The sequence below is a fragment of the Syntrophobacter fumaroxidans MPOB genome, assembly GCF_000014965.1.
GTDB classification, from domain to species: Bacteria; Desulfobacterota; Syntrophobacteria; order Syntrophobacterales; family Syntrophobacteraceae; genus Syntrophobacter; species Syntrophobacter fumaroxidans.
This window is the reverse complement of record NC_008554.1, coordinates 2,216,811-2,240,485: the sequence shown is the minus strand read 5'-3', so window position 1 is coordinate 2,240,485 and position 23,675 is coordinate 2,216,811. Positions and strand designations below refer to the sequence as shown.

19 protein-coding genes and 1 riboswitch are annotated in these 23,675 nt (G+C 61.4%); of the genes, 7 read left to right on the top strand and 12 right to left on the bottom strand.

Features of this window, described 5'->3' with window-relative positions:
* The 3 genes from SFUM_RS09480 to SFUM_RS09470 all read left to right on the top strand — a co-directional run bounded on the left by SFUM_RS09480 (position 1) and on the right by SFUM_RS09470 (position 3,694).
* Positions 1 to 1,230: a CaiB/BaiF CoA transferase family protein gene (locus tag SFUM_RS09480; RefSeq protein ID WP_011698690.1), complete on the top strand. Its 1,230-nt coding sequence runs from the start codon at positions 1 to 3 to the stop codon at positions 1,228 to 1,230.
* A gap of 188 nt (positions 1,231 to 1,418) precedes the next feature.
* Positions 1,419 to 2,486: a galactose-1-phosphate uridylyltransferase gene (locus SFUM_RS09475; RefSeq protein WP_011698689.1), complete on the top strand. Its 1,068-nt coding sequence runs from the start codon at positions 1,419 to 1,421 to the stop codon at positions 2,484 to 2,486.
* A 248-nt stretch (positions 2,487 to 2,734) separates the two neighbouring features.
* Positions 2,735 to 3,694: a hypothetical protein gene (locus SFUM_RS09470; protein WP_011698688.1), complete on the top strand. Its 960-nt coding sequence runs from the start codon at positions 2,735 to 2,737 to the stop codon at positions 3,692 to 3,694.
* 224 nt (positions 3,695 to 3,918) lie between these two features.
* On the opposite strand, the gene SFUM_RS09465 is transcribed toward SFUM_RS09470, so the two are convergent.
* From SFUM_RS09465 to SFUM_RS09445, 4 genes are all read right to left on the bottom strand, one after another.
* On the bottom strand, positions 3,919 to 4,398 hold the full coding sequence (locus SFUM_RS09465) for a DinB family protein (RefSeq protein WP_011698687.1): 480 nt from the start codon (positions 4,396 to 4,398) through the stop codon (positions 3,919 to 3,921).
* A gap of 227 nt (positions 4,399 to 4,625) precedes the next feature.
* Positions 4,626 to 6,113, bottom strand: a complete 1,488-nt coding sequence (locus tag SFUM_RS09455; protein WP_011698686.1) for an Rne/Rng family ribonuclease — start codon at positions 6,111 to 6,113, stop codon at positions 4,626 to 4,628.
* Between the two features lie 8 nt (positions 6,114 to 6,121).
* Positions 6,122 to 7,483, bottom strand: coding sequence for a CoA activase (locus tag SFUM_RS09450; RefSeq protein ID WP_011698685.1), 1,362 nt, complete (start codon positions 7,481 to 7,483; stop codon positions 6,122 to 6,124).
* A gap of 355 nt (positions 7,484 to 7,838) precedes the next feature.
* A complete protein-coding gene (locus tag SFUM_RS09445; protein ID WP_011698684.1) occupies positions 7,839 to 10,904 on the bottom strand; it encodes an acyl-CoA dehydratase activase in 3,066 nt (1,021 codons plus the stop codon).
* A gap of 492 nt (positions 10,905 to 11,396) precedes the next feature.
* Here SFUM_RS09445 and SFUM_RS09435 point away from each other — a divergent pair, with 492 nt between their 5' ends.
* Positions 11,397 to 12,236, top strand: coding sequence for an ABC transporter ATP-binding protein (locus SFUM_RS09435; RefSeq protein ID WP_011698682.1), 840 nt, complete (start codon positions 11,397 to 11,399; stop codon positions 12,234 to 12,236).
* The gene (locus SFUM_RS09430; RefSeq protein ID WP_041440228.1) at positions 12,233 to 12,967 is read left to right on the top strand and encodes an ABC transporter permease; all 735 of its coding nucleotides are present in this window, start codon (positions 12,233 to 12,235) and stop codon (positions 12,965 to 12,967) included. The genes SFUM_RS09435 and SFUM_RS09430 overlap by 4 nt, the downstream gene beginning before the upstream one ends.
* Positions 12,968 to 13,040: 73 nt before the next feature.
* Here the strand turns inward: SFUM_RS09430 and bioB are convergent, their stop codons facing one another.
* The 6 genes from bioB to SFUM_RS09400 all read right to left on the bottom strand — a co-directional run bounded on the left by bioB (position 13,041) and on the right by SFUM_RS09400 (position 18,072).
* Positions 13,041 to 14,021: a biotin synthase BioB gene (gene bioB, locus SFUM_RS09425; RefSeq protein WP_011698680.1), complete on the bottom strand. Its 981-nt coding sequence runs from the start codon at positions 14,019 to 14,021 to the stop codon at positions 13,041 to 13,043.
* A gap of 193 nt (positions 14,022 to 14,214) precedes the next feature.
* Positions 14,215 to 14,883, bottom strand: a complete 669-nt coding sequence (gene thiE, locus SFUM_RS09420) for a thiamine phosphate synthase (protein ID WP_011698679.1) — start codon at positions 14,881 to 14,883, stop codon at positions 14,215 to 14,217.
* On the bottom strand, positions 14,884 to 15,084 hold the full coding sequence (thiS, locus tag SFUM_RS09415) for a sulfur carrier protein ThiS (protein WP_011698678.1): 201 nt from the start codon (positions 15,082 to 15,084) through the stop codon (positions 14,884 to 14,886). It lies immediately after the preceding gene.
* A gap of 278 nt (positions 15,085 to 15,362) precedes the next feature.
* Positions 15,363 to 16,499, bottom strand: a complete 1,137-nt coding sequence (gene thiH, locus SFUM_RS09410) for a 2-iminoacetate synthase ThiH (protein WP_011698677.1) — start codon at positions 16,497 to 16,499, stop codon at positions 15,363 to 15,365.
* 7 nt (positions 16,500 to 16,506) lie between these two features.
* Complete coding sequence (locus SFUM_RS09405) at positions 16,507 to 17,277, bottom strand: thiazole synthase (RefSeq protein WP_011698676.1); 771 nt, start codon at positions 17,275 to 17,277, stop codon at positions 16,507 to 16,509.
* Between the two features lie 6 nt (positions 17,278 to 17,283).
* Positions 17,284 to 18,072 carry a HesA/MoeB/ThiF family protein gene (locus tag SFUM_RS09400; protein ID WP_011698675.1) on the bottom strand — a complete coding sequence of 263 codons (789 nt, stop codon included), beginning with the start codon at positions 18,070 to 18,072 and terminating at the stop codon, positions 17,284 to 17,286.
* A gap of 55 nt (positions 18,073 to 18,127) precedes the next feature.
* Positions 18,128 to 18,222: riboswitch (TPP riboswitch) on the bottom strand.
* Between the two features lie 581 nt (positions 18,223 to 18,803).
* Between SFUM_RS09400 and SFUM_RS09395 the strand changes: the two genes are divergently transcribed.
* Positions 18,804 to 19,472, top strand: coding sequence for a type 1 glutamine amidotransferase (locus SFUM_RS09395; protein ID WP_011698674.1), 669 nt, complete (start codon positions 18,804 to 18,806; stop codon positions 19,470 to 19,472).
* A gap of 358 nt (positions 19,473 to 19,830) precedes the next feature.
* Here SFUM_RS09395 and SFUM_RS09390 read toward each other — a convergent pair whose 3' ends face one another.
* The gene (locus SFUM_RS09390; RefSeq protein WP_011698673.1) at positions 19,831 to 20,046 is read right to left on the bottom strand and encodes a dodecin family protein; all 216 of its coding nucleotides are present in this window, start codon (positions 20,044 to 20,046) and stop codon (positions 19,831 to 19,833) included.
* 623 nt (positions 20,047 to 20,669) lie between these two features.
* On the opposite strand from SFUM_RS09390, the gene SFUM_RS09385 reads away from it, so the two are divergent.
* Positions 20,670 to 22,385 carry an ABC1 kinase family protein gene (locus SFUM_RS09385; protein ID WP_011698672.1) on the top strand — a complete coding sequence of 572 codons (1,716 nt, stop codon included), beginning with the start codon at positions 20,670 to 20,672 and terminating at the stop codon, positions 22,383 to 22,385.
* Between the two features lie 191 nt (positions 22,386 to 22,576).
* Here the strand turns inward: SFUM_RS09385 and SFUM_RS09380 are convergent, their stop codons facing one another.
* On the bottom strand, positions 22,577 to 23,674 hold the full coding sequence (locus tag SFUM_RS09380; RefSeq protein WP_011698671.1) for a hypothetical protein: 1,098 nt from the start codon (positions 23,672 to 23,674) through the stop codon (positions 22,577 to 22,579).
* Position 23,675 lies beyond the last annotated feature (1 nt).

Sequence of the window (23,675 nt, the reverse complement as noted above, 5' to 3'; positions counted from 1 at the left end):
ATGAAACCGAGTCTATCCGATATCCGTGTCCTGGAACTGGGCCAGGTCCTCGCTGGGCCGTACGCCGGGATGATCCTTGGCGACCTCGGGGCCGACGTCATCAAGATAGAGCCTCCCCTGGGCGGAGACAGCGCGCGCGGCACGCCGCCTCACTTTTACGAAGGCGAGAGCGTCTACTTCATGGCGCTGAACCGGAACAAGAAAAGCGTCTCCATCGATCTGGCCTCGGCGGAGGGGCTCCAGGTGTTCTACGACCTGGTGAAGACCTCCGACGTGGTCCTGGACAACCTCAGGTACGGCGTTGCGGAAAAGCTGAAGATCGACCACGAAGTGCTGCGCGCTCACAATCCCCGCATCATTTGCTGCTCGATCAACGGTTACGGATCGGACTCCCCCGACCGTTTCAAACCCTCCTTCGACCTGATGATGCAGGCCCGGGGAGGGGGAATGAGCCTGACCGGGGAGCCGGGGGGGCCTCCGCTGCGCATGGGGATTTCCGTTTCCGATCACGTGGCGGGCATCTATGCCGTCGCCGGGATCCTCGCGGCGCTCCACGCCCGCGAGCGGACCGGCGACGGTCAACGCATCGAAGTGCCGCTCTTCGCGGTGATGATCTCCCTGCTGAGCTACGAAGCGGCGTTCCATCTCTACTCCGGGGAAATCCCGGGTCCGGTGGGGTCGGGCCACCGGTCGCTCATGCCTTACAACGCCGTCACGACTCGGGACGGGCACATTGTGATCGACGCGCATCTGCCGAAGTTCTGGTCGTTGCTGTGCAAGGCGCTGGACGATGCGGACCTCGAGAAGGACCCCCGCTTTCACACGCTCGATGCACGAAACTGCAATCGCCGGGAGCTCATGGACATACTGAAAGAGCGGTTCTCTTCCCGAACAAGCAGTGAGTGGCTCGAAATTCTCTCGGAGCGCGGAATCCCGTGCGCTCCCATCAACGACCTGCAGGCGGCCCTCAACGACCCGACCACTCTGGCATTGAACATGGTCGTCGATATCGACCACACAGGAGTCGGACTCAGGTTCAGGGCCACGGGAAATCCCGTTCGCATGTCGGGGGCCGAAAATACGCGCTATGGGTCGCCGCCGCTCTTGGGCGAGCACACCGAGGAAGTGCTGAGGGGACTTTCCGGGTACTCGGATGAGAAGGTGGCGGGCCTCCTGCGGCGAGGGGCCGTCCGCGGGCAATCCGGCCCGCGGACCGGAGAGGGAACGTAGCAACGGTTTTCTTTGTCGACTTTTGAGCTCGCAGGGGAGAGCTTCGGACCCTCTCGCGGTCCCCGGTTTCGACGTGTAAAGGGGGGCACGCGCCGCCTCCGCGCGGGGATGGGGCCGCGTATCCTGCGGCCGGATCGTTCGACCCCTACACGCAACTCATGCTCCGAACCTCCCGAGGATGTTCAGCCATGAAGGAGAAAATCCGTTTTGAAAGTCACGTGCAGTCGTCCACATTCCACAACCCGCTGCTGGACAACCGGCTCGTCACCCAGCAATTGGAAATCCGAAAGGACCCCCTGACGGGAAAGCAGTCCGTTTTCAACCCCAGCATTGAGGGCAAGGCGGGGTTTTTCGGCGTTTCAGACCAGGCGCTGCTGGAGCGTCTCGCCCGGGAAAGCGCCCCGAAATGCTTCCTGTGCGGCGACCGCTGGAAGGAACTGACCCCCACATACCCCGAGGATCTCGTGCCCGGCGGAAGGGTCCGCGTGGGAGAATCGGTGCTTTTCCCCAACCTGTTTCCCGTGTCCCAGGTCCACGCGGTGCTCCGCGTCGGCTCCGATCATTATGTGCCCTTGCAGGAGTTCTCGACTCCGCTGATCGAAGAAGCTTTCCTTGCCTCGATCACGTTCATCAGGCTTCTTTTTCGGGCACGGGAAGGGATTCGATTCCTGACCGTCAACGGGAACTATCTCGCACCTGCCGGAGCGAGTATCCTTCATCCTCATTTCCAGGTGCTGGGAAGTGACATACCCTACACGCACACGGGAGAGCTGATGACCCTCGGCAGGGCCTACCACGCGCAACACGGCTCCTGCTACTGGGTGGACCTGGCCGAAAAGGAACGGGAACTGGGGCTGCGCTTCATCGCCCGGACCGGCGCCGTGACCTGGATTGCCGCATTCGCTCCCCGGGGGACCAATGAAGTCCTGGGTATTCTCACTGAAAAGCGGGATTTCATGGAGATGGAGGACCGGGACTGGGCGGAATTGTCCTACGGGTTTTCGACTGTGCTCGAGGGATTCGGCGCTCAGGGGATTTCAACCTTCAATTTCACGCTCTATTCCGGTCCGCTCGGCGCCCGCGACGATACCTTCCGGTGTTTCCTGCGGGTCATCTCGCGCCAGAACGTTTACGAAAACTACCGCACCGACGATTATTTTCTCCAGAAGCTCCTGAGGAACGAGTTGATTCTAAATCCCCCCGAGAAACTTGCGTCGACGCTGCGCAAGTGTTTCGAGCGGCGGCGCGGGGAGTAATGAGGCATCGCCGGCCGTGTCATCCTCTCCGCCGCAAAAGCCGATAAAAGAGATGGACCGCACCGCCGTAACCCTGCGGAACCGGTTGGCCGGCAGGGACGGTCGTGGGTTCAATGGCCGATGCGATTGCGGAAGAGAGCGCCGAGCCGAGTGCGCCAATTCCGGCGGGAACCGGACGTTCGGATCGTCGTTTCGGCCGGCGAAAAAGGTTTGGGAGGGTCCGTCGAGACAGCCAAAGGAGGTAGCGGATGAATTTTTATTACAGGGAAACTCTGGACATTCTGCTCAAAACGTTGCCGTACCTGCTGGTGCGCATGGGAATCTACTCCGTTCTTGGTGTGGCCGGAGCGTTGATCATCGGTCTGCTGCTGCTCCTGGGGAAGGTTTTCGGCGGAGGGGGCGTGATCTTCTTTCTCATCGGCGTCGCGCTGCTCGTCGGCCTGGTGCGCGTCGGGAAACAGTATGCCCTTTACCTCGTCGATGCCGGCCACATTGCGGTGATCACCGAACTGCTTCAGAAGGGTTCGCTTCCCGAGGGCGTCAACCAGTTTCAGTACGGCAAGGACCTGGTGACCCGGATGTTCAAGGAAGTGTCCGTCCTGTTTCTGGTGGACCGCCTGGTGGACGGCACCATCCGCGCGATCAACAGGACCGTCGCTGCCGTTACCGACATCCTTCCCCTGCCCGGCATCGAAGGTTTGACGAAGATTGCCAACAGCGTGATCAATTTCTCGCTGACGTACGTGGATGAAACCATCCTGAGCTACAACCTGTCCCGCGGGGACGAGAACATCTGGGAAAGCGCCAAACGGGGAGTAATCCTTTACGCTCAGAACTGGAAGCCCCTCCTGATAACGGCCGCGGCATGCACGGTGGCCAATTTCGTGGCTTTCGTGGTCGTGCTCCTCATTTTCCTCGTTCCTTTCGGAGTCCTGGCCGCCGCGACCCATAACGAAACGCTGAAGTTCTTCTGGTTTGCGGTGGCGTTCACGCTGGCCTACGGGGTCAAGCTGGCACTGTTCAAGCCCTTCTTCCAGACTTCCATGATCATCACGTTCAGAGAGGCGGTCAAAGGCCAGGTTCCCAACCCGCAATGGGAAGACAGGCTGGAAACGGTTTCCGACAAATTCAGGGAGTTGAAGGACAAGGCGGCAGGTTACATGAAAACGCGCGCCGCATCCGCTCACACCCCTCCGCCTACAAACTGAACCCGAGCTGCGTTCATGATGACACAGCACCTGCCCGTCGGGAGGTGGACGCGGGCAGGATAAACTCCGCCCCTTGTATCGACTTCGCCTAACCCGGGCGAATCGGAGCGGAGGGTGAAAATGTGCCGGGCCGGCGCATTTTCACAAGAAAACGCGAGACCGATCCGCAATCGCTTTCCCGCCGTTCACCGCGGTGACGGCTGGACGCGCGGAATAAGGAAGGCTCAGGATCCCGCGGCGATTTTCATGTTTGCGAAGTGCTCGCCGCCGGACTGCAGGACCACCATTTCAACGACCTGCTGGGCGGTGACGTTGCCTTTCACCAGGGCGAGGTGGGCGGACCGGTCCAATTCGGCGTCTTTCAATCCGGCCACATAAGCGGCTAGCATCTCACCGTTCTTCTCCAGCACTTCCAGTACTTCCGCCTTCTTGCAGTCCGCGTGTTCCACGGCATGCCGGTTCGCCATCTCCACGATCTGCGCGGCGGTGATTTCGGGCAGTTTTTCCCCGGCGACGATCATCTTTACCAGGTCGAGGATGGTGTAATGGCCCGCGCCGATGTGCCGCGCCGTCACGCCCACGGGCCACTGCTCCCAGGCGCACACCTTATTCCACTGCTCCTCGGCGCACCCCTCCACAAAAGCGATCACTCCACGGTTGAATGCCCTGAGACTCTTCGCCAGTTCCTGTGCTCTCTCACTCATGATCGTCCTCCGCCAGGATATCGGGGTATCGGTTTGACTCGTTGCCCACCACGTGCTCAATCAGTCGTTCGAGCTTTTCGAGAGCTGGTCTTCGGGCGGGAAGTCCGGCGGCGCGAATCGGCGGCGGGCATAATCGATCTGCCTTCAGTGCGCCGTGGGTGAAAAAACCATCGGCGGAAACGTATTGAAAAAAGCGGGCGGGGGACGTGCCCCGCCCGCGCATGGTCCTACGGTTTCTCCTGGGTCTCCCGGGCGGTGAATTCGAGGTGTCCGTCGTGCGGCAGCATGGTGGCGAGGGATTCGATCTGGATGTTGGTGCCGTAGCGCTCCTCGAGGCGCGTGAGTTCCTGTCTCTTGCGGTTGAGCAGGTAATGCGCGACTTCCGGAGCGAAGGTGGCCCGGACCGAAGCCGGCTTTTTCTGAGACAGGGTGAGCCAGATCTTGCGCAAGTAGCACAACGCCGTCGTTTCCGCCGAACGAACCATGCCGGCGCCCTGGCACAGCGGGCATTCCTTGTAGGAGCCCCGCATGATGTTCAGCCCGAGATGCTGACGGGAGAGCTCCAGCAGCCCGAAGCGAGAAATCCGGCCGACGGTGATTTTGGCTTTGTCCTTCTTGATCTCTTCCTTGAGACGCCGTTCCACCTCGCGAGTGTGGCGGTTGTCGCGCATATCGATGAAGTCGATGACGATAAGTCCTCCGAGATCCCTCAGGCGCAGCTGCCGCGGGATTTCCGCGGCGGCCTCCATGTTGACCTTGAAGACCATCTCCTCGAGCGCCCCCTCGCCGCTGTTGGTGCGGCCCGAATTCACGTCGACGGCCACCAGGGCTTCGGTGGGGTCGATAACCAGGTGGCCCCCGGACTTGAGAGGAACCTTCTTGCGGAAGATCTGGGCGATCTGCTCTTCGAGATTGTACTTGCCGGTGATCGGCCCGTCTTCCTTGTAAAACCGCACGACCCGGTCATGCCTGGGGCTGATGATGCGAATGAAATCCTTGACCTGTTTGAGGACTTCCCGGTCGTCCACCAGGATGGTCTTGATGTTCGGATTGAAGTAGTCCCGGATCACGCGAACCGCCAGGTCCTGTTCCTTGTAAATGAGCGCGGGCGCGGGAGTCTCCTGGACGTGTTTCCTGATCTCTTCCCAGATCTTCATGAGGTGATTGAAGTCCTTGGTTACCTCCCGCTTGGTTCGTCCCTCGGCCGCCGTTCGAAGGATCACCCCGAATTCTTCCGGGACCTTCAAATCGCCCGCCAGTTCCTTGAGACGTTCGCGCTGGCCTCCGTCCTCGATCTTTCGGGATACTCCGCGTTGACTCTGACCCGGCATCAAGACAACATCGCGCCCCGCCAGCGAGATATAGGTGGTCAGCAGAGCACCCTTGCTCCCGAGCTCTTCCTTGACGACCTGGACCAGGACCTCTTGTCCCGAATGGATCACATCCTGGATGCGCACCCTTTCGTCCGAGTCCTCTTCGTAGTACTCGGGGTGGATCTCGGGGAAGGGAAGAAAGCCGTTGCGCTCCATCCCGTAGTTGACGAAAGCGGCCTGGAGACTGGGCTGAACGTGGGTGACGATGCCCTTGTAGATGTTGCCGACAACTTTTCCGCGTGTGGCCGTTTCAATGAAAAAACCTTCCAGTGTCTGGCCTTCCATAAGAGCGACGCGAAATTCCTCAGGATGTATTGCATTGATGATCATGGTTTGAGACATGTCTTGCCTTATCGTTTCGTTCTCGCGGTGCGAGATTCAAGGTGCTGTTTTGCCTGATAGACGAAGGTGCGCAGGGCGGTTTCCCGATTGGGCTGAATGGCTCCGTCGTAAGGCGCGTCGAGATACGGGACCTTCATGTCATGCAGCAGCGGCTTCAGAATGGAGGCGCAGATGGTGCTGGGCATGCACGTGAAGGGAAAAACATTGACGACGCCGTCGAACCCCTCGTGGGCGTATTCGAGAGCACCGCCGATACTGAGCGCCGCTTCGGTCCCGATATCGAAGGTGAAGAGCCGGTCGCGCTGCAGCCGGCGCTCGATCTTCCGTATACTGTGATCGACCGGTATGTCCAGATGCTTTAGCGCCCTTCGATAGACCTGGTGTTGCCGCACCTGCTGGTAGAGTCCCTCGATCAGGTTGCCGAACAGTGCGCGGGTGACCTTCCGGAGCCGGGAATGGTTGCGGTCGAGCCACGCGATTTTCCAGGCCCTCCGCAATTTCCTTTCCTGCTCGAAAGTGACGAAATTGACCCACTCGCCCAGGGAAGCGTCCAGGACCTCGGCGCCGCATTTTTCCAGCTCGCGGATGATGTTCTGGTTCGAATCCGGGTGACAGCGCAGGTATATTTCGCCCACGATGCCGATACGCGGCTTGCGGGGTATGCGCGGATCGGCGATGTTCCGGGCGGCGACGACGACCTCTTCGAGCTGATCGAGAAGCCTGGGGAAATTGAGCGCGGCCCCCACCTCTTCGATGGTTGCGGCCATGGCGTCAACGGCCTGGGCCATGAAGGCGTCCGTGGCGCCGGGGCGGCTTTCGTAAGGCCGAATCCGCCAGACAACACGGTCCATCACGTCCGCAACGATGATGGCGACGTAGCTCAGTTTCCGGAAGATGGACGACTCCTCCGGCGGCATGATGCCGCCCGTCGCGTAGGAGTCTTCGGTGGACAGATAGACGATGGGAATTTCCTTGAATTCGGGGAAACGGTCGAGGATCAGCCGCTGAAGCTTGTTATACATGCCGAAGCGGCAGGGGCCGTCCGCCTCCGGCATGAAGTACACGTACCGGTCCGGGGAAAAGGAGGAACCGAGTCGTTCCTTTTCCTTCTGGAGGTGGTACAGGATGTCGCCGAGGGTCACCTGGCAGGGGAAGCACTCTTTCCCCGAGGTGAATTCCTTGCCCAGGGCCAGGCCGGTGTAAGTCTCCATGACCTTGGCATTGACCCCGACGGCGCGAAAGCACGCTGCAAGAAGCCGTGCCCCGAAAGGGGCCATGTCCGGCAGCAGCAGGGTCTTGCCGGAAACATCGAACTGTCTGACGCTGGTGTGGAACCGATCAAAGGACGAACGATCGTTGGAAACTGCCATTCTTCGTTCTTTCCGAACCCGATACGAATCGCGTGCCGTGAGGCTCCGCAGATGATCGTCAATGCAAAATGTCATTGTCTGTGCGTTGGACCAATCCCAACCGCTCCAATCGTCACCCCGGTGCGTGCCGGAATGCGGGAGCCCCCGAGGCCCCCGTGACTTCCGACCGCCCGGGAATGATGGGCATGCCCGGGCGTCGGGAGAGCCGACCCGCGCCGGACTCGCGCGTGCGCCGGAACAAAGGAGCCGAGGATCGCCGTTTGCCGTGGACCCCCGGCGTACGGCGACCTCCCGGGACGACCCCAAAACCGTTCTCGCCCGCTTTGGCGAAGGATCGTCCGCGTTCCGGGCGGTCCTATCGGCCGAGAGCCTGGCAGGGCATCCCTTCATTGCCCGTCTGCGGCGCGTTCTTTTCCTGCAGATTCTTCACGACGTTCTGATACGCTTCGATGCGGGTCAGCAGACCGGCGACGGCGCTGTGCTCGTCCAGCTCGAGAATCAGGGACGGCTTCTCCCTGAGCGCATGCCGGTAGAAGTGCTCCATGAAAGAATCCGCTCCACAACTGAAGTTGGTGAGGTGTACTCCATACCAGTTCCGATTGCGGGCGATGCGCTTGGCGGTACGCAGGATCCTCGCCCCCAGCCCCCAGTACATGTTGGGGAAATCGCTCAGATCTTCATCGTCCGCGTTCAGATAGTCCATGGGCAGCGCAAGGATGCCCAGCTTGGCGAGCTGCTTTCCCAGTTGAAGGTTGAGCCTCTCGTCATGCAGGTTGTAGGCGCGGCCCGTGACGATCCAGACGGGTTCATCGGCGCTCGTGCGCGCGAGGATTTCCCTGCCCCGGGAATGTAATCGATCCCGGAAGGCCGTCTGCCTTGCCCAGGCACGTTCTATCGCCTTTTCCATCCGCGTCGCCCCCGGGCGCAGCACGTCGGGGAAACCCTGCAGGAAGGAGCGCGCCAGGTGTTTCAGGTCGTCCTTCAAATGCAGGGTCGGCCGGATCATCCGCTTGTCCGGCACGGAGCAGGCCGCCCTTACCATGTACTGGGAACTCTCCACGAGCGGACAGAAAAACCCGGTCTCTTCGCTGCTCGGCGTCGGCATGTTGATGACGTTCGGCAGGAACAGGTATTCCGCCCGGTCGAGCAAGTGACGCACGTGCCCGTGAAAGACCTTCACGGGAAAGCACGTTTCCGCCGTCATGCTCTCCACGCCGCTCAGCACGATGCGGTTGTTGGTTCGGGGGCTGAGCACCACCGAAAAGCCGAGCTCCGCGAACAGGTGCGCCCACAGCACCCCCCACTCGAGGGAATGAAGCGCCATGGGAATTCCAACGGTCGGCCGATCCGTACGGTCCATCCGCGTGAGGTCCGTCGTGGAGACTCCCGCTTCCTCCAGGGCTTCCAGGAAGTAGTCCTGGCGCTCCTTGAAGTGATCTTCCCGGCGAACCCCCTCGTATCGACTTGCTTCGTAGCGCCCGCAATCACCGCCCCAGACGCTCTTGTGCCCTCCGAAATTGTAGATTTTCAGCTTGCATTCGTTGTGGCATTTCTTGTCCGCGCGGCAGATGTTTTCGGAGAATCCCACCTCGGTCGCCGCCAGTCCTTCCAGGTCCCGGCTGATCCGGCTGACTTCCCCTTTCACGAACATCTCGCGCACCGCCAGCGCGGCGCCGAAAGCCCCCATCACCTCGCGGTGTTTCGGCACGAGCACCCCGCGGCCCAGCACCTTTTCGAAGGCGGCCACAATGCCCCGGTTGAGCGAAGGTCCTCCGAGGAACATGACCCGTTGGCCGACGTAACGCTTCTCGACCACACGGTTGAGGTAGTTGTAGACGATGGCATAGCAGAGACCGCCGATCAGGTCCTCCCGCGCCGCTCCCTTTTGCGCGTAACTGGCCAGGTCCGATTCCATGAATACCGTGCAGCGTTCCGCCAGGTGAATCGGCGCCTGCGCGGAAAGCGCGATTTCCTGGAATTCCTCCACGATGTTGATTTTCATCTTGTTGGCCAGCTCATGAAGAAAGCTGCCCGTTCCCGCGGCGCAGACCTTGTTCATGTCGAAATCGAGCGGGTGGGTGTTTTCGATGCGGATGTACTTGGAATCCTGCCCGCCGATTTCAAAGATGGTATCGATCTCGGGATCCACCTGGACGGCTCCGCGCGCGTGCGCGGTGATCTCGTCGATGATCAGGTCGGCGCTCAGGAAATCCCCGGCCACGTTCCGGCCCGATCCGGTGGTGGCGATGGCCATGAGCCGGATGTTCCTGCCCACCTCCTTGTGCAGCGTCCGGAGCAACTGCTGGGTCACCTCGATGGGCTTGCCCCGGGTGGGCAGATAGCACTTGTGAATGATCCGCAACTGGTCGTCGATGAGGGCATACTTGGTGGTGGTGGACCCGATGTCCACGCCGAGGTACGCCTGAACCGGCTTCTTGTGCCGTGTTCCCCAGGGGGACAGGGAGTTGTCCGAGTCGAAGTGAGTGAATTCCAGTCGAAGCCGTTCCGCCTTGGGGAAATGTTCCTCCGATCCGGAGTGCGAAGCGTCGAGCCGAGACAGGTCCACCCGGTTTCGCCAACCCTGCTTCTGGGCCTGAAGAGCGACGCCCAGGGCGCCCAGGGAAGTGTGATACGCCGGTACCAGCAGGTTTGGAAAGTAGTGCTGCATGGCCCGGACCTGGAGCTCGTTGGATGCCATTCCCCCGATGAAAATGACGGGTTCGATCAGCTCCCGGTTCGCCACGATGGTGCTGAGGTAATTGGCGGCATTGCCGTAATGAAGTCCGGCGATGATGTTCGGCAGGGTCTCCCCTTTATTCTGCAGGTGGATCATGTCGGACTTGGTGAACACCGTGCAGCGGCAGGCCACCGGAGCCGGGTAGGTGCTCTTCAGCCCCAGGGCGATGAAATCCTGGAGCGTCTGTTGGAGCTTGTCCTGGTCCATGTTGAAGTCGGGGCCGTACATGGACAGGGCGAGCCGCTCCGCCTGCTGATCGATGAACGATCCGGTGCCCGAGGCGCAGGGACCGTTCATGTTGAAGGCTTCGAGATGCCAATGGCCGTTCTCGTGGGCGAGTTGGAACAGGGACGCGTCCTGGCCGCCGATGCTGATGATGCTCCGTACTCCAGGGACCACAAGGTTGGCCCCCAGTACCTGGGCGATCGTCTCCACCTCGCAGGGAGCCCCCAGCGTCCTGGCGATCAACTGCCCGTGGACCCCCGTGAAGGAAACGGACCGTATGGTGTGTTCGCCTTTCAGAAAGGCGGGACTGAAAAGTTTGGAGAGCACTCTGCGGGTTTCTTCGAATGCCAACCCGAAATGGCGCAGGTAAGGCACCTCGACCACGATTTGTTGCCGATCGTCGATCACGACACAGTTGATGCTCACCGAACCGGCGTCGACTCCTACATCGTACTCCATAAAGCTTTCCTTTGATCCCGTTAATAAAAAATGAATTCCGGATGATCCGGCCGTTCAAAATGACGTAGTATAATTTTTTCGATCAACTTCTTCAATAATTCAATTACAATTCCAGGGTTCAAGGCGCCGGGACATCCCGTCGCGGGTCTGCCGCCGGAGAACACCCTTGACAGACGGTTGTCTTCGGTCGCAAAGTGCCTTGGCGCCTCGGTCTTCGCGATGGCCGCAGGTCCCCGGCGGGACCGAAAGACAGGAGCACGCGGCAACACGGCCGTGGTTCTCCCATGGACGGGAGCCCTTCGGATATTCGAAAAAGCCGCAGTTGTCAATGGGCTGCATGTGCACCCGACCGGGATTCGCAAACCGTTGCGGGACCGGAGCGATATCGAAAGTTGGATGTTCGACCTTCTCCTGGCCGACATCGGCAGGATTGAATGGTCCGCGACCGACGATGAGCCGTGAACCGCGAGTCATGAACGACGGGCCGCCTCCGTGATCCGGATCGACAAACTCACCAAGAAGTACAAATCCGTGCACGCCCTGCGGGGGGTCGACCTCCACGTGGAGGAGGGGGAGCTGTTCGCCTACCTGGGCCCCAACGGATCGGGCAAGACCACCACCATCAGGATTCTCACGGGGCTGGCCTACCCTACTACCGGAGACGCTTGGCTGCACGGCTTTCACGTCATCTCGGAGACGCTCGAAGCCAAAAGGCAGTGCGGCCTGGTGCCGCAAACCCTCAACCTCGATCATGAGCTCACCGTGGTCGAAAACCTCAACATCCACGGGAAACTCTTTCACATGAAGCGGCGCGAGCGCGCCGCGCGCATCGATGAGCTGCTCGACTACGTGGAAATCAACGACCGGAGGAACAGCCCCGTCAAGCAGCTCTCCGGGGGGTTGAAACGGCGGGTGATGGTGGCGCGGGCGCTGATGCATTCGCCGCGGATCCTGTTCCTGGACGAACCCACGGTGGGGCTGGACCCGACCATACGCAGGCGCATCTGGTCGCTGGTCAAAAAGATTCAGCAGAAGGGATGCACCGTCTTTCTCACCACGCATTACATCGAGGAAGCCGAATTCCTGGCCGACCGCGTGGCCTTTCTCAATGAGGGGACGATCGTGGCCCTCGACACTCCCCGGGACCTCATGGCGCGACTCGGTTCCTGGGCCCTGGACAAGATCGTCGACGGCGACATGGAGACCGCGTATTTCAAAGACCGGGAGGAAGCCAACCGGCATATTGAAACCCAAAAGGGGAGCTTCTCCCTGCGCAGGGTCAACCTGGAGGATGTTTTCATCTCCGTGACGGGCAAGAAAGTGCAACCGTGAGAGGCTGTCTGGCAATTTATCAACGGGAAATGCTGATCCTTCGGAAGAAGTTCTTCCGGCAGACCGCTTCCATGTCGGTGGCGCCGCTGCTCTACCTGATCGCCTTCGGGCTGGGGATGGGGCAGGGGGTGAGCATCGGCGGGCACACTTACATGGAATTCCTGATCCCGGGCCTCGTGGCCATGAGCAGCATGACGCAGGCGTTCGCCATCGCCGGCGAAATCAATATCGCCCGCTTCTACTGGCGAATCTTCGAGGAATTCCAGGCGGCGCCGATCCGCAACATTGCCTACGTCACCGGGGAGGTGCTGGCCGGAATGACGCGGGCACTGTTGTCCGTGGGGGTCATCCTGCTGATCGGGTTGATTTCGGGGGTCGTGCTGCACTACGGCGCGTTCTTCTGGGTCGCCGTTCTGCTCAACAGCTTCGTTTTCTCCTCGCTTGCCGTCTGCCTGGCCATGCTCGTCGCGTCCCATGCCGACCAGGCGTTGCTCACCAACTTCTTCATCACCCCCATGGCCTTCCTCGGCGGCACGTTCTTTCCCGTCGACCGGATGCCGCCCTGGGCGCAGAGCGTTCTCAACTTTCTCCCCCTCACGCACGCTGCCCACGCCATCCGAGGCTCCGCCTTCCAACAGCCCGCGGAGCCTTACCCGTATCTGCTCCTGGCCGGGATCGGGACGGTGCTCTTCGTCTTGGCCTTCTGGTGCGTCAACCGGGCCAAGGAGTGACGGAAAGCGCAGGGGACACGCCCCATGAGTCGTCCCCGTGCCTTGATCGAAGCCCCGGTTCTTCGGACGTGCCTCAGTTGAGCGCCGATGCCGGGAATTCGAGGTCTTCGAGCATCCGCAGGTCGCTGGATACGTCCCGACCCGCAACGGTGAGCAGCGGTCCCACCATCATCCCCGTGGCTCCCGCGTAAAAGATCACGGCCTGCAAGTCTCCCATCCGGACACGGCCCGCGCAAACCTTCACCTCGGCTTTGGGGTTCATCATCCGGAACATGGCGATGCTGCGGATCATGTCCAGCGGCTTCATCGGCGGCCGGGCCTCGAGCCGGGTTCCGGGGATGGGAACCAGGAAATTCAATGGGATGCAATCCACCTCCTCCCGGGCCAGCAGCGCCGCGAACTCCACCCGCTGCTCCAGGCTCTCGCCCAGGCCCAGGATGCCCCCGCAGCAGACCTCCAAGCCCACTTCCCTCACCGCGCGAACCGTGTCCAGCCGCTGGGCGTAGCCGTGTGTCGAACAGATTTCGGGGAAATAGCTCTCGGCGGTTTCCAGGTTGTGATGAAAACGACTGACGCCCGCTTCTTTCAGGAGCTGGAGCCGGGACCTGTCCAGGCACCCCATGGAGGCGCACCAGGCCACGCGGGGGTCCGATGTGTTCCGCACGGTTGCGGCGATGGCCTCGATGTCCTCGTCCGAGAGCGCCCTGCCGCTGGTGACGACCCCGAAACGGCTCACGGGCAGCTCGGCCGCCTTCCGGTACGCCGCCGCGATCTCGTTCCCGTCGAGCAGGCCGAACACCTCGGCGTGGGTTTCATGATGCGCCGATTGGGCGCAGAAGGCGCAGTCCTCCGAACACGCCCCGCTCCGGGCGTTCAGGATGGAACAGAGCTGCAATCGCTCGCCGAAATGACGCCTGCGCACCGCCGTGGCGGCATTCATGAGCTCGGGTATTTCATCGGGGCGAGCGAGCAGGATGTCGAAGGCCGTTTCCTCGGACACAGGCTCGCCGCGATCGGCGGCGCGCCGCAGGTTCTTGACGGTTGACGGTTTCATCGCGTGGAATCCTTTCCTGCGAACCGGGTTGACGGGCTGAAGGGTCCGGAAGGTTTTACAATGCGCTTCGAAACGCTGTCAACAGATTGTTAACCCAGGATTGATTTTTGGTTGACAACAAGACCGGCAGAGGGAGGCTTCGACTGCGCGGCTCCTCCGGAAAGCCGGGGGAGAAATGCCGGCGGGAAATCGGTCAGGACGGCCGCGAATAGCTCCTGATCTTTTTCCGGAAGGCCCGGACCGTTTCGGCGATGTCCGGGGCCATGGTGATGGCCGACACCATGGCGATCCGGCGCGCCCCGTTTTCGAGCACCCGATCGATGTTGGAGGCGTTGATGCCGCCCATCACCGTGAAGGGGATGTCCAGATGGGGGCTGATTGCTGCGATGGCTTCCGGTCCGAGAAGACGATCGACCCCCGCCTTGGTCTTGGTGGGGAAGATGGGGCCGATGTTCACGTAGTCCGCGCCGTCGTGCTTCGCCCGCAGGGCTTCTTCCAGGGAATGCGTGGAAGCCCCGAGGATCAGGTCGGGGGCCAGCCGCCGCGCCGCGGCGAGCGGCAGGTCGTCCTGGCCCAGGTGGACTCCGTCGGCTTCAGCGGCGAGAGCGATATCCAGGTGATCGTTGATGATGAAAAGAACCCTCGCCCGGGCCGTGACTTCGCGGAACTTAAGGGCGAGATGGTAAAGACCCCGCTTGGAAAGGTCCTTCTCGCGCAGTTGAATCATCCTGGCGCCGCCTTCGATGACGGCGTCGAGCACTTCGAGGTCGGTTCTGCCGTTCGAGAGCTTCTCGCAGGTCACCGGATAGATGTCGGCATCGAGAAGAAGGGCTGTCCTGGCGGCCTTGATCGTTGTTTTCATCTATCCTCCTCCGACGAACCTGATGATTTCGATGGAATCGCCGTCACGAATGGTTTCACCGTCCATGGAGGACCGGTCGAGGATTTCCAGGTTGCGTTCGACCACAACCGTCCGCGGATCGATCCCCAGGGCCTGCAGCAGGCCTCCGACCGTGAGGGGCTTGTCGTATTCTTTCGGTTGTCCATTCACCATGATTCGCATGATCGATTTCCCGACTCGGCAGCGATCGGTCCTGAAACCGATCGCATGGTGCAAGGCCGCCGTTTGGGGTCGGTGTCTCCTCCCGGTCCGGGCAGACCGGGGGAGAATCCGCCGCGAATTGGAGTTTCCGGGGAAACCGGCCTCCGGAACGTCACGAGCGAGGCGGAGACCCTGGCGCGAGGCCGGGAGAGACGGGCGTGGACCCGGCATCGCCGGTCTTTGTGAAGACCCCGCGCACGGCGACAGGGGTGCAGGTGGCCGGTTTTCCCGTCCCGGCGTCAGGCGGCGGCGGTTTCACGTCCCGGGGTGAGGAAGATGCTGTCCCAGTCCTTCCACACCGGCTCGTAGCCTTTTTCCCTGAGCATGTTCGCCACCTCCTCGGGAGATCGTCTGTCGGCGATCTCGAACTGCGCTTCGGCCTCCGATTCGCGACTGTACCCGCCCGGTTCCGTGTGAGACCCGGCGCTCATGGTGGTGATGCCCAGCGGCACCAGGTGGTCCCTCAGGGACGCGGGTTCGCGGGTCGAGAGCACCAGGGAGGCGTCGGGCAGGAACAGCCGCAGGGCGGTCAGCAGTTGCACAAAGTCGATATCGGAAACGGGATGAGCCGGCTGGAAGGCCCCGGCAGCCGGTCGCAGGCGCGGAAAGGAAATGCCGATCTGCGACTTCCAGTAGGTGCGCAGCAGGTACTGTGCGTGCAGGGCGAGGAAAAACGCTTCCACTCGCCAGTCGTTGAGCCCGAGGAGGGCGCCCAGACCGAGCCGGCGAAAGCCTGCCGACCCGCCCCGGTCCGGGGTTTCCAGCCGCCACCGGTAGTCCCTCTTCTTCCCCCCCAGGTGGACTTTCCCGTACAACTCCTCGTCGTAGGTTTCCTGAAATACGACCAGTCCGTCCAGGCCATGGTCGATGAGCTCGGCGTACGCGGCGGTGTCCAGGGGGAAAATCTCGACGGAAAGGGACGGGAACAACGGGCGCAACACGTCCAGCGCGCTCTTCAGGTAGTCCATGGTGACGATCTTGGGGGCCTCTCCGGAAACCAGGAGCAGGTGCCGGAAGCCGAGCGCCCTGATGGCCCTGCCTTCCGCTTCGATCTGCTCGACGGTGAGCGTCAGGCGGGCGACCGGGTTGCCGGCGTTGAAACCGCAGTAGGCGCAGCGATTCATGCACACGTTGGAAATGTAGAGCGGCGCGAACATGGAGATCACGTTGCCGAACCTGCGGATCGTCAGCCTGTGCGCTTCTTGCGCCATCTCTTCGAGCAAAGGTTCGGCGGCCGGGGAGAGCAGGCTGATCAGCCCGTCCAGGTTCACGGGCCGAGACCCGAGTGCCCTTTCCACGTCCGATCGCGACCGGCTTTTCAGGTCGCGGCCGATGTCCGACCACTTGTACTGTTTGATTTCATTGTAGAAGCTCATCTTCATATCACCTCAGAAATCCCGTGAGAGGACTGGACGCCTCGGCCGTTGCGCGAGTACTCCCGAGTCCCGCCAGGTATGCCTCGCGTCCCGCCTCGACCCCTTTCCGAAACGCTTTCGCCATGGCCTCCGGGTCTCCGGCAACGGCTATGGCCGTATTCACCAGCACGGCGTCCGCCCCCATTTCCATCGCCTCGGCGGCGTGGGACGGCGCTCCGAGACCCGCGTCCACCACCACCGGTACATTCGCCTTCTCGATGATGATGGCGATGGAATCCCTGGTTCTGATCCCGCGGTTGGAGCCGATCGGGGAACCCAGAGGCATCACCGTCGCCGCTCCCAGGTCTTCGAGCCGCTTGGCCAGGATCGGGTCCGCATTGATGTAAGGAAGCACGATGAAGCCCTCCTTGATCAGAATCTCGGCCGCCTTCAGCGTCTCCACCGGGTCGGGGAGAAGGTAGTGCGGGTCGGGGGTGACTTCGAGCTTCACCCAGGGCTCACACCCGGCCGCGCGCGCAAGGCGCGCAAGGCGCACGGCTTCAAGGGCATCCCTGGCGCCCGACGTGTTGGGAAGCAACAGGTAACGGCTGGTGTCGATGGCGCTAAGGATGCTGTCTTGCGGGTTTTCCAACTCGACCCTGCGCAAGGCGACCGTGACCACTTCGGAGCCCGACGCCTCGATGGCGCGCTTCATGGCTTCGGAGGAAGAGAACTTGCCGGTCCCGAGCAGAAGACGGGATTGGAACGAGCGGCCGGCGATGACGAGAGGTTTGTCCATTTCAGTTTACCTTTCCGGACGAGAGTGTCGGTTTGAGTCGCATGCCTTGCACCGCTTGGAAAGCGGCAGGCCGATTTCACGAAAAGCCATGGTCCGCAGGTCCCAGGTGAGCAGCCTGCCGACAAGGAGATCCCCGCAGCCGACCAGGTACTTGATGGCTTCCGCTGCCTGAATGATACCGAGTGCGCCGGGGACGCAGCCGAGCACGCCCACCCGGTCCGCCGATTCGACCGTTTCCGCGGGCGGCTTTTCCTGGAAAACGCACCGGTAGCACGGTCCTTTGCCGGGAACGATCGTCATGGCCTGCCCGTGCAGGCCGACGGCGGCGGCATGACAGAAGGCCTTGCCCTGGCCGACACAGACGTCGTTGATGAGGAACTTCGCATCGAAGTTGTCCGTGGCGTCGATCACGAAGTCGTACGGAGCGATGGTCCGCGCCGCGTTTTCGGGGGTGAGCCGGAATGGGTGGAGGTTGAGCCGCAGGTCGGTCCTCAGCTTCAAAACGCTTTCCCGCGCGGATTCTGTCTTGGGTCGGCCGATGTCCGCGGGGCCGTGAAGGATTTGGCGCTGCAGGTTGGTTCGGTCGACCCGGTCGCCGTCGGCAATGCCGATTTCCCCCACCCCCGCGGCCGCCAGGTAGCAAAGGGCGGAACTGCCGAGGCCGCCGAGTCCGACCAGCAGCACACGGCTTTCCGCAAGCCGAAGCTGGCCGGCTTCACCGATCTCGGAAACGAGAATGTTGCGGCTGTACGTTTCTTTCTGGATGTTGTCGAGTCGTGCAACAGGCTGCGCCATAAAAAAACCGCTTCCCGGCAGGGAAGCGGTCATTTTCACGAGAGTTCCAAAAAAAGAGCCCTCACAACCATTTCCCTACGCTGGTATTATCCAGATCAGGTAATCAGGGTTTCATCTCAGCTCTATATCCGAGCACCCCTAACGGCTGTTCGTAAGTTGATCAATCATATCTGTGCAAATGTGAAAAGTCAAACAACATCTCGGCGATTTCGGGATGTAATATACTCTCGACTATCCCGAGGACGTCTCATGCCAATTCGGGCTGGAGATCACACAACACCGGTTCGCCAGGTTTTGCGGCGGCGTGTCATGCCGTATCCCCACGCCGCAGAGATCGTCCACAGGGGGCTGGGCTGGGCGGAGCCGCCGGATGCTCCCGTTGGCGGACAGGCAAGACTGCCGGCCGCGCGTGACGTCTTTGCGACGAGGCCCCCCCCGGATGCGTCGCTTTCCTCCTGGAGCGATTCTTGCTAACACTAGTGGCCAAAGGAGTCGCCGGATGGCTTTATGAAAGGAACGCGTCCATGCGGGCTTTCCGCTGAAGCACGGTCCGTTTTATGAAAACGCGGCCGCTGTCCAAGCGAAGGCCGTGGTCCGGACCGGATCCACGGCTTACTGCGCTTGTGTGAAAATGCCCTGGCCCGACACCTTTTCATGCTGTGCTGTGAGCCTCGGGTCATGGGAGTTTGTGAAAAACGTAAATATGTGAAAAGTGTAGGTTTGACCCCGAAATGATCGTTATCGTTCAGAATGATCCGGAGGTGCCCTGCGGGGTTCTCCCCGAGCTGGCGGAACAGAAATGTATCGGGTACGAAATTGTGCCGGCTTTTGAAGGCGTCGAGTATCCCGAAGTGCATGGAATCCGCGGTGCAGTTGTGTTGGGCGGCAAAATGAGCGTGCACGATATCGCGATCCACCCGTTCCTGGACCGCGTGAAAAAGTACATCGGAAGACTTCTGGCTGATGCCGTTCCATTCCTGGGGATCTGCCTGGGGGGGCAGTTGCTGGCGGAAGTCCTGGGGGCCCGGGTTTGCAGAAACTCGCATGGAGAACGCGGCTGCCGGACGGTTTCAGTCACTTCGCAGGGATTGGCGAGTCCGCTCTTCCGGGGTCTCCCCGAACGTTTCGTCACCTTCCAGTGGCACGACGATTCTTTCGACCTGCCGGAAAGCGCCGTCCGCCTCGCGCGTTCCGAATCGTGCTCGAATCAGGCCTTCGAATGGGGTGGGAACGCATACGGGCTCCAGTTTCACCCGGAGGTCGACGGCCGGATCGTAGCCGCCTGGAGCGACGGCGATGAGCGCCATGTGCGGGAATTTGCCGACCGGGAGGGGCACTATCGGGCCCACTCGCGACGCCTGCTCGAGAATTTTCTGGATATCGTCCTCCGCTGCCGATAACCCCCTCCGGAATGCGCCGGACGGCGGCCGCGGCGTTCATGCGAGTGGTTCCGCCTGTCCAGCCGATAAACCTGTGCGCAACACACCGGACGGCAGCCATGAGGATCGACCGAAGGCCGTCCATCCCGGCGGGCCCCGGAGTGGAGTCCGGGACGGGTGCCGGACTCCGGAGTTTCTTTCCCGGTTCCCGGCCACGCCGGAATGACGGCGGCTGACGTCGTTCTTCGTCGGAAACCTCAAGGTTATGGCGGTCCGCCGCGCCGGCGGACCTGACTTGGAGCAGTGCAACCACTCATCATGCGGTCTTCGGGAAGAGCAAAGGCGCGTCCCGGAGCGCGACGCCGATTCGCCCCGCCCGTTAATCTTCAGAGTGATACTTGAAGGACACCTGCAAGCGGGCGCGGTAGGCAATGACCTTCCCGTTCTCGACCTTGACGTCCAGCTTGCTCACCTCGGCAATTCTCAGGTCTTTCAATGTCTTCGATGCGGTATCGATCACCTTCTTGGCCGCATCCTCCCAGGATACCGTGCTCGTTCCCACCAGCTCGATGACTTTGTAGATGCTGTTCTCCATGGCCCACTCCTTTCAGCAACATCCGCGTTACGTTTTTGTTCAAACGACCGCCGCCCCGTTCCTTGCAGCGAAACCAACGGTGGCTGCCTCATTTCCCGGGATCGGCGGCCCCTCTTTCTGCGCGGTGAAAAAGCCGGTGCTCTCCAGTAAAACCCGGCGCAAAGCTCTCCATGGGTTCGAGGGTGGAACGTGGAATCCGTTGCGCTATGAACAGGGATCAGGACAAGGCCTTCGTGCTTGGGAAGTGTTGATTCGCCGCGAACAATCGGACAGGGATCGAGTGCCTGAGTCGTCGCATGATACACAAGATAAGCCTTCCCCAAGGGAGATCAAGGTGCGGCGCAAAATCCCCCCGGGGAGCCCGGGCTCGGGGAACGCTCGTCGCAGTGAACCACGGAGGGCGGCGCTGATTTGGGGACGGTTCCGCACGACGTTTCTTTATCGCGGCACGAAAATGGGTTATCCTCCAAAGCGTTCAAGGCCTTTGGGCTCCACTCCGGATCGGGCACCCCGCCGGCCGACGGCACACCGAGTTGCGGAGGGTCTTGTGAAACCCCGGCTGGTTCGCTCGTTCACGGGGGTTTTCCGCCCGCACATGCAACGTCGATCAAGGAAGAACCGGAATGAGAATTTCCTCGGGAATCCGCGGTTTCAGGAGAATCAAGAGATTCGGGACCATCTCCAGGATTCTGCTCAAGCATGGCGCAGGCGACCTGGTCGATCGGATTTCAAACGGAAGGAGAGTGAAGGAGGGTACGAATCTTGCCGAGGGAATCGCTCTCGGCACCGGTTTCCCCTCGCCGAGGCGCATCCGCCTGGCCCTCGAAGAGCTCGGGCCGAGCTTCGTCAAGCTCGGTCAGTTGATGAGCACCCGGGCCGACCTCTTCCCGCCCGAATACATCGAAGAATTCAAGAAGCTTCAAGATCGGGTTCCACCCATTGCTTTCCAGGACGTGAAGTCGGTCATCGAGCTGGAGCTCAATCGGCCCATCTCCGAGATTTTCGCCGAGTTCCATCCGGACTCGCTGGCCGCGGCTTCCGTCGGGCAGGTCCACCTGGCAAGACTCTTCAGCGGCGAGGCGGTGGCCGTCAAGATCATCCGCCCGGGAATCGACAGAAAAATCCGGGAAGACATCCGCCTGATGTTCTACCTGGCCGAAAAGATCGAAGGGTCGTCCGATGTGGGGCGGATCATCGGGCTCGTCAACCTGGTGAAGGAATTCGAACGGATCATTTTCCGCGAGCTGGACATGCTCATCGAAGCGGGCAGCATCGAGAAGTTCGCTCACAACTTCAAAGACGTCGCAGAGATTTACATCCCCGCCGTCCACTGGGATTACACGACCAGGTCGGTGCTCGTCATGGAGCACATCGAAGGCATCAAGATGGACCAGGTCGACGCGATTCGCGCCCACGGGATCGACCCCGGGGGAGTCGCCCTGATCGGGTTGCGTTCCTTCTCCAGGCAGTTGATGCAATTCGGTTTTTTCCACGCCGATCCCCATCCCGGCAACACCATCGTCATGTACGACGGGCGTGTCGGCCTGGTCGACTTCGGCATCACCGGGTACCTGGATGAGGAGACGATGCACCAGATCGCGAGCCTGTTCCTGGGCTATGCCGAACACGACTACGACCTGGTCATGGACGCTTTGGCGGAAGCCGGCCTGATCAGCGAGGAATCCGTCGATCTCAAGGCGTTTCGGAACGATCTCAAGGACGTGAGCGAGGCGTTTTACGGGAGATCTCTCAAGAACATTTCCGTGAAGGATGTCTACGACCAGGTGATGCACCTCGTCCTCAAGCATCGCATCAAGCTGCCCAGGAATCTCCTGCTGCTGCTCAAGACCTTCATCCAAACCGAGGCGCTGGGCAAGATCCTCGGCAGCGACGCAAGCATATTGGAGGTGACCAGGCCCTTTGCCAAAGATCTTCTCAAGCGCGGCTACGACGCCCGGAGCGTGGTCAAGAACCTCGGCCGGGACTTCCGCGCGGCAGGCAATCATCTCAAGGCCACGCCCAAGCTCCTCAACGACATCATGAGGCATGTGGCGAGCGGCAGGCAGCAGTTCGAGCTGCGCCACACCGGACTGGAAAGCCAGGTGAAACGACTGGAAAAAGGGATCGACCGCCTGACCGTGGGCCTGGTCGTCTCGGCGTCCATCGTGGCGGCCGCCATGGTTCTCAATTCGGGTCAGCACATCGTCGACGTCACGGTGAACGTCCTGGGGCTTTCGAACCTGTCGCTGACGGCGCTGCTGGGGATAGCCGGATACGGGATCGCGACCGTCCTCGGGCTGGGGCTCATCGTTTCGATTTTCCGGTCGTCAAGACCCTGAGCCGCCCCAGGCTCTCCGCCGGGCGGCACGCAACCGGCCCGCGCGAAGCCGTGCCGGAGAGGGTTTCGCTCGGACCGGATTGCGGACGGGGCCTCGATGCGTTGCCGCGTCGTGCGAAACGAGATACGCGCATTGCGGGCGGGATTCTCCGTTGCCGTTCGCGATGAGCGCCGGCAGCTCACAGCCCGGTATCAGACTACGCTCAAGTGGAGGATACCCGCCGGCGGAGCCGCGATTCGCACGCTCCCCGCAGCGGAGGTCTCCTTGTCCAGGCACTCCCAGAAACCCACGTTCCCGTCGTAGCCGATCTTCACCAGGGTCATCCGGAAGGACATGCCGTCCTCGATGCCGGATTTTCGCAGACCCTGTCGGACGCGCCCGCCCAGAGTGCCGCAGACACGGTCGATCTCCTTGCGGGCCGAATCGTCTTCCGGTTGGGTGACGAACCGGTCGAGGCCGCGGCCGAGGGACTCGGCAAGCCCGGATTCCCGCAGTTCCGCGAGAAGCGTTTCGAAAGTTCCATCGGACAGGCCGTCCGGAGCGGGAATCGAAGGCAGCTCGAAACACTGCACGGGCAGAGTGAGGCCGAGCCTCCCACAGTGGGTTCTGAGCGGGTCGAGGACTTCCTCGACGACCTCCCCGGACAGGGCCACCAGCACCGGGGCCGCGTCGGGGGGGGCATGGAGAAACAGCCTGGACCAGCAGGCCATCCTGTTGGCAAGCATGTAGAAAATGTCCCGGTTTTCAGAGGCCAGGGGGGGGCTTAGGAGCTGGGCCGCTTCATCGAGCTCCTCCTCGGGGGATACCCCGAGGATCTTTTTGAGGTCGGCTTCCATCCGGTTTGACTCGGCTTTTATCGCATCGAGGTCTCTTTGCCTTTCGTCGAGTTCCTGCGCCATCTCGATGAAAACCGCCGCTTCCATGAGAAGCGCCTGCTTCAGGTCGGCATCGCCAATGGACCTGCCGCTCAGCTCGCTTTGAATCCCGGCGCGGCTCTCCAGCGTCTCCGCGCGCCACTTGTCATTCATCGAGGCAAGCGCGCCCCCGTAGCCGTGAATGCGCGCCAGATCCCGGAGCTCCTTCAGGAATGATCGCGTACTGGCGAGCAGTGCGGCGTCCCCGATGACCTTCCGGCCGGGGAAACGCTTTTCGGCCCATGGGGAAAGAACGGGCCGGTCCAGGACCTGAAGCAGATGCACCCGGGGAATCACGAGGGTGAGTCGACGGGCATCCGTTTCCGGCGGCGAGGTGTGGGGGAAGAGAAAATAGTCGAGTCTGTGATCGTTCATT

What these genes read in the sequence shown, in the direction of transcription:
- SFUM_RS09480 (WP_011698690.1), top strand. Translation starts at nt 1, where the DNA reads ATGAAACCGAGTCTATCCGATATCCGTGTCCTGGAACTGGGCCAGGTC.
- SFUM_RS09475 (WP_011698689.1), top strand. Translation starts at nt 1,419, where the DNA reads ATGAAGGAGAAAATCCGTTTTGAAAGTCACGTGCAGTCGTCCACATTC.
- SFUM_RS09470 (WP_011698688.1), top strand. Translation starts at nt 2,735, where the DNA reads ATGAATTTTTATTACAGGGAAACTCTGGACATTCTGCTCAAAACGTTG.
- SFUM_RS09465 (WP_011698687.1), bottom strand. Translation starts at nt 4,398, where the DNA reads ATGAGTGAGAGAGCACAGGAACTGGCGAAGAGTCTCAGGGCATTCAAC.
- SFUM_RS09455 (WP_011698686.1), bottom strand. Translation starts at nt 6,113, where the DNA reads ATGTCTCAAACCATGATCATCAATGCAATACATCCTGAGGAATTTCGC.
- SFUM_RS09450 (WP_011698685.1), bottom strand. Translation starts at nt 7,483, where the DNA reads ATGGCAGTTTCCAACGATCGTTCGTCCTTTGATCGGTTCCACACCAGC.
- SFUM_RS09445 (WP_011698684.1), bottom strand. Translation starts at nt 10,904, where the DNA reads ATGGAGTACGATGTAGGAGTCGACGCCGGTTCGGTGAGCATCAACTGT.
- bioB (WP_011698680.1), bottom strand. Translation starts at nt 14,021, where the DNA reads ATGAAACCGTCAACCGTCAAGAACCTGCGGCGCGCCGCCGATCGCGGC.
- thiE (WP_011698679.1), bottom strand. Translation starts at nt 14,883, where the DNA reads ATGAAAACAACGATCAAGGCCGCCAGGACAGCCCTTCTTCTCGATGCC.
- thiS (WP_011698678.1), bottom strand. Translation starts at nt 15,084, where the DNA reads ATGCGAATCATGGTGAATGGACAACCGAAAGAATACGACAAGCCCCTC.
- thiH (WP_011698677.1), bottom strand. Translation starts at nt 16,499, where the DNA reads ATGAGCTTCTACAATGAAATCAAACAGTACAAGTGGTCGGACATCGGC.
- SFUM_RS09405 (WP_011698676.1), bottom strand. Translation starts at nt 17,277, where the DNA reads ATGGACAAACCTCTCGTCATCGCCGGCCGCTCGTTCCAATCCCGTCTT.
- SFUM_RS09400 (WP_011698675.1), bottom strand. Translation starts at nt 18,072, where the DNA reads ATGGCGCAGCCTGTTGCACGACTCGACAACATCCAGAAAGAAACGTAC.
- SFUM_RS09395 (WP_011698674.1), top strand. Translation starts at nt 18,804, where the DNA reads ATGATCGTTATCGTTCAGAATGATCCGGAGGTGCCCTGCGGGGTTCTC.
- SFUM_RS09390 (WP_011698673.1), bottom strand. Translation starts at nt 20,046, where the DNA reads ATGGAGAACAGCATCTACAAAGTCATCGAGCTGGTGGGAACGAGCACG.
- SFUM_RS09385 (WP_011698672.1), top strand. Translation starts at nt 20,670, where the DNA reads ATGAGAATTTCCTCGGGAATCCGCGGTTTCAGGAGAATCAAGAGATTC.
- SFUM_RS09380 (WP_011698671.1), bottom strand. Translation starts at nt 23,674, where the DNA reads ATGAACGATCACAGACTCGACTATTTTCTCTTCCCCCACACCTCGCCG.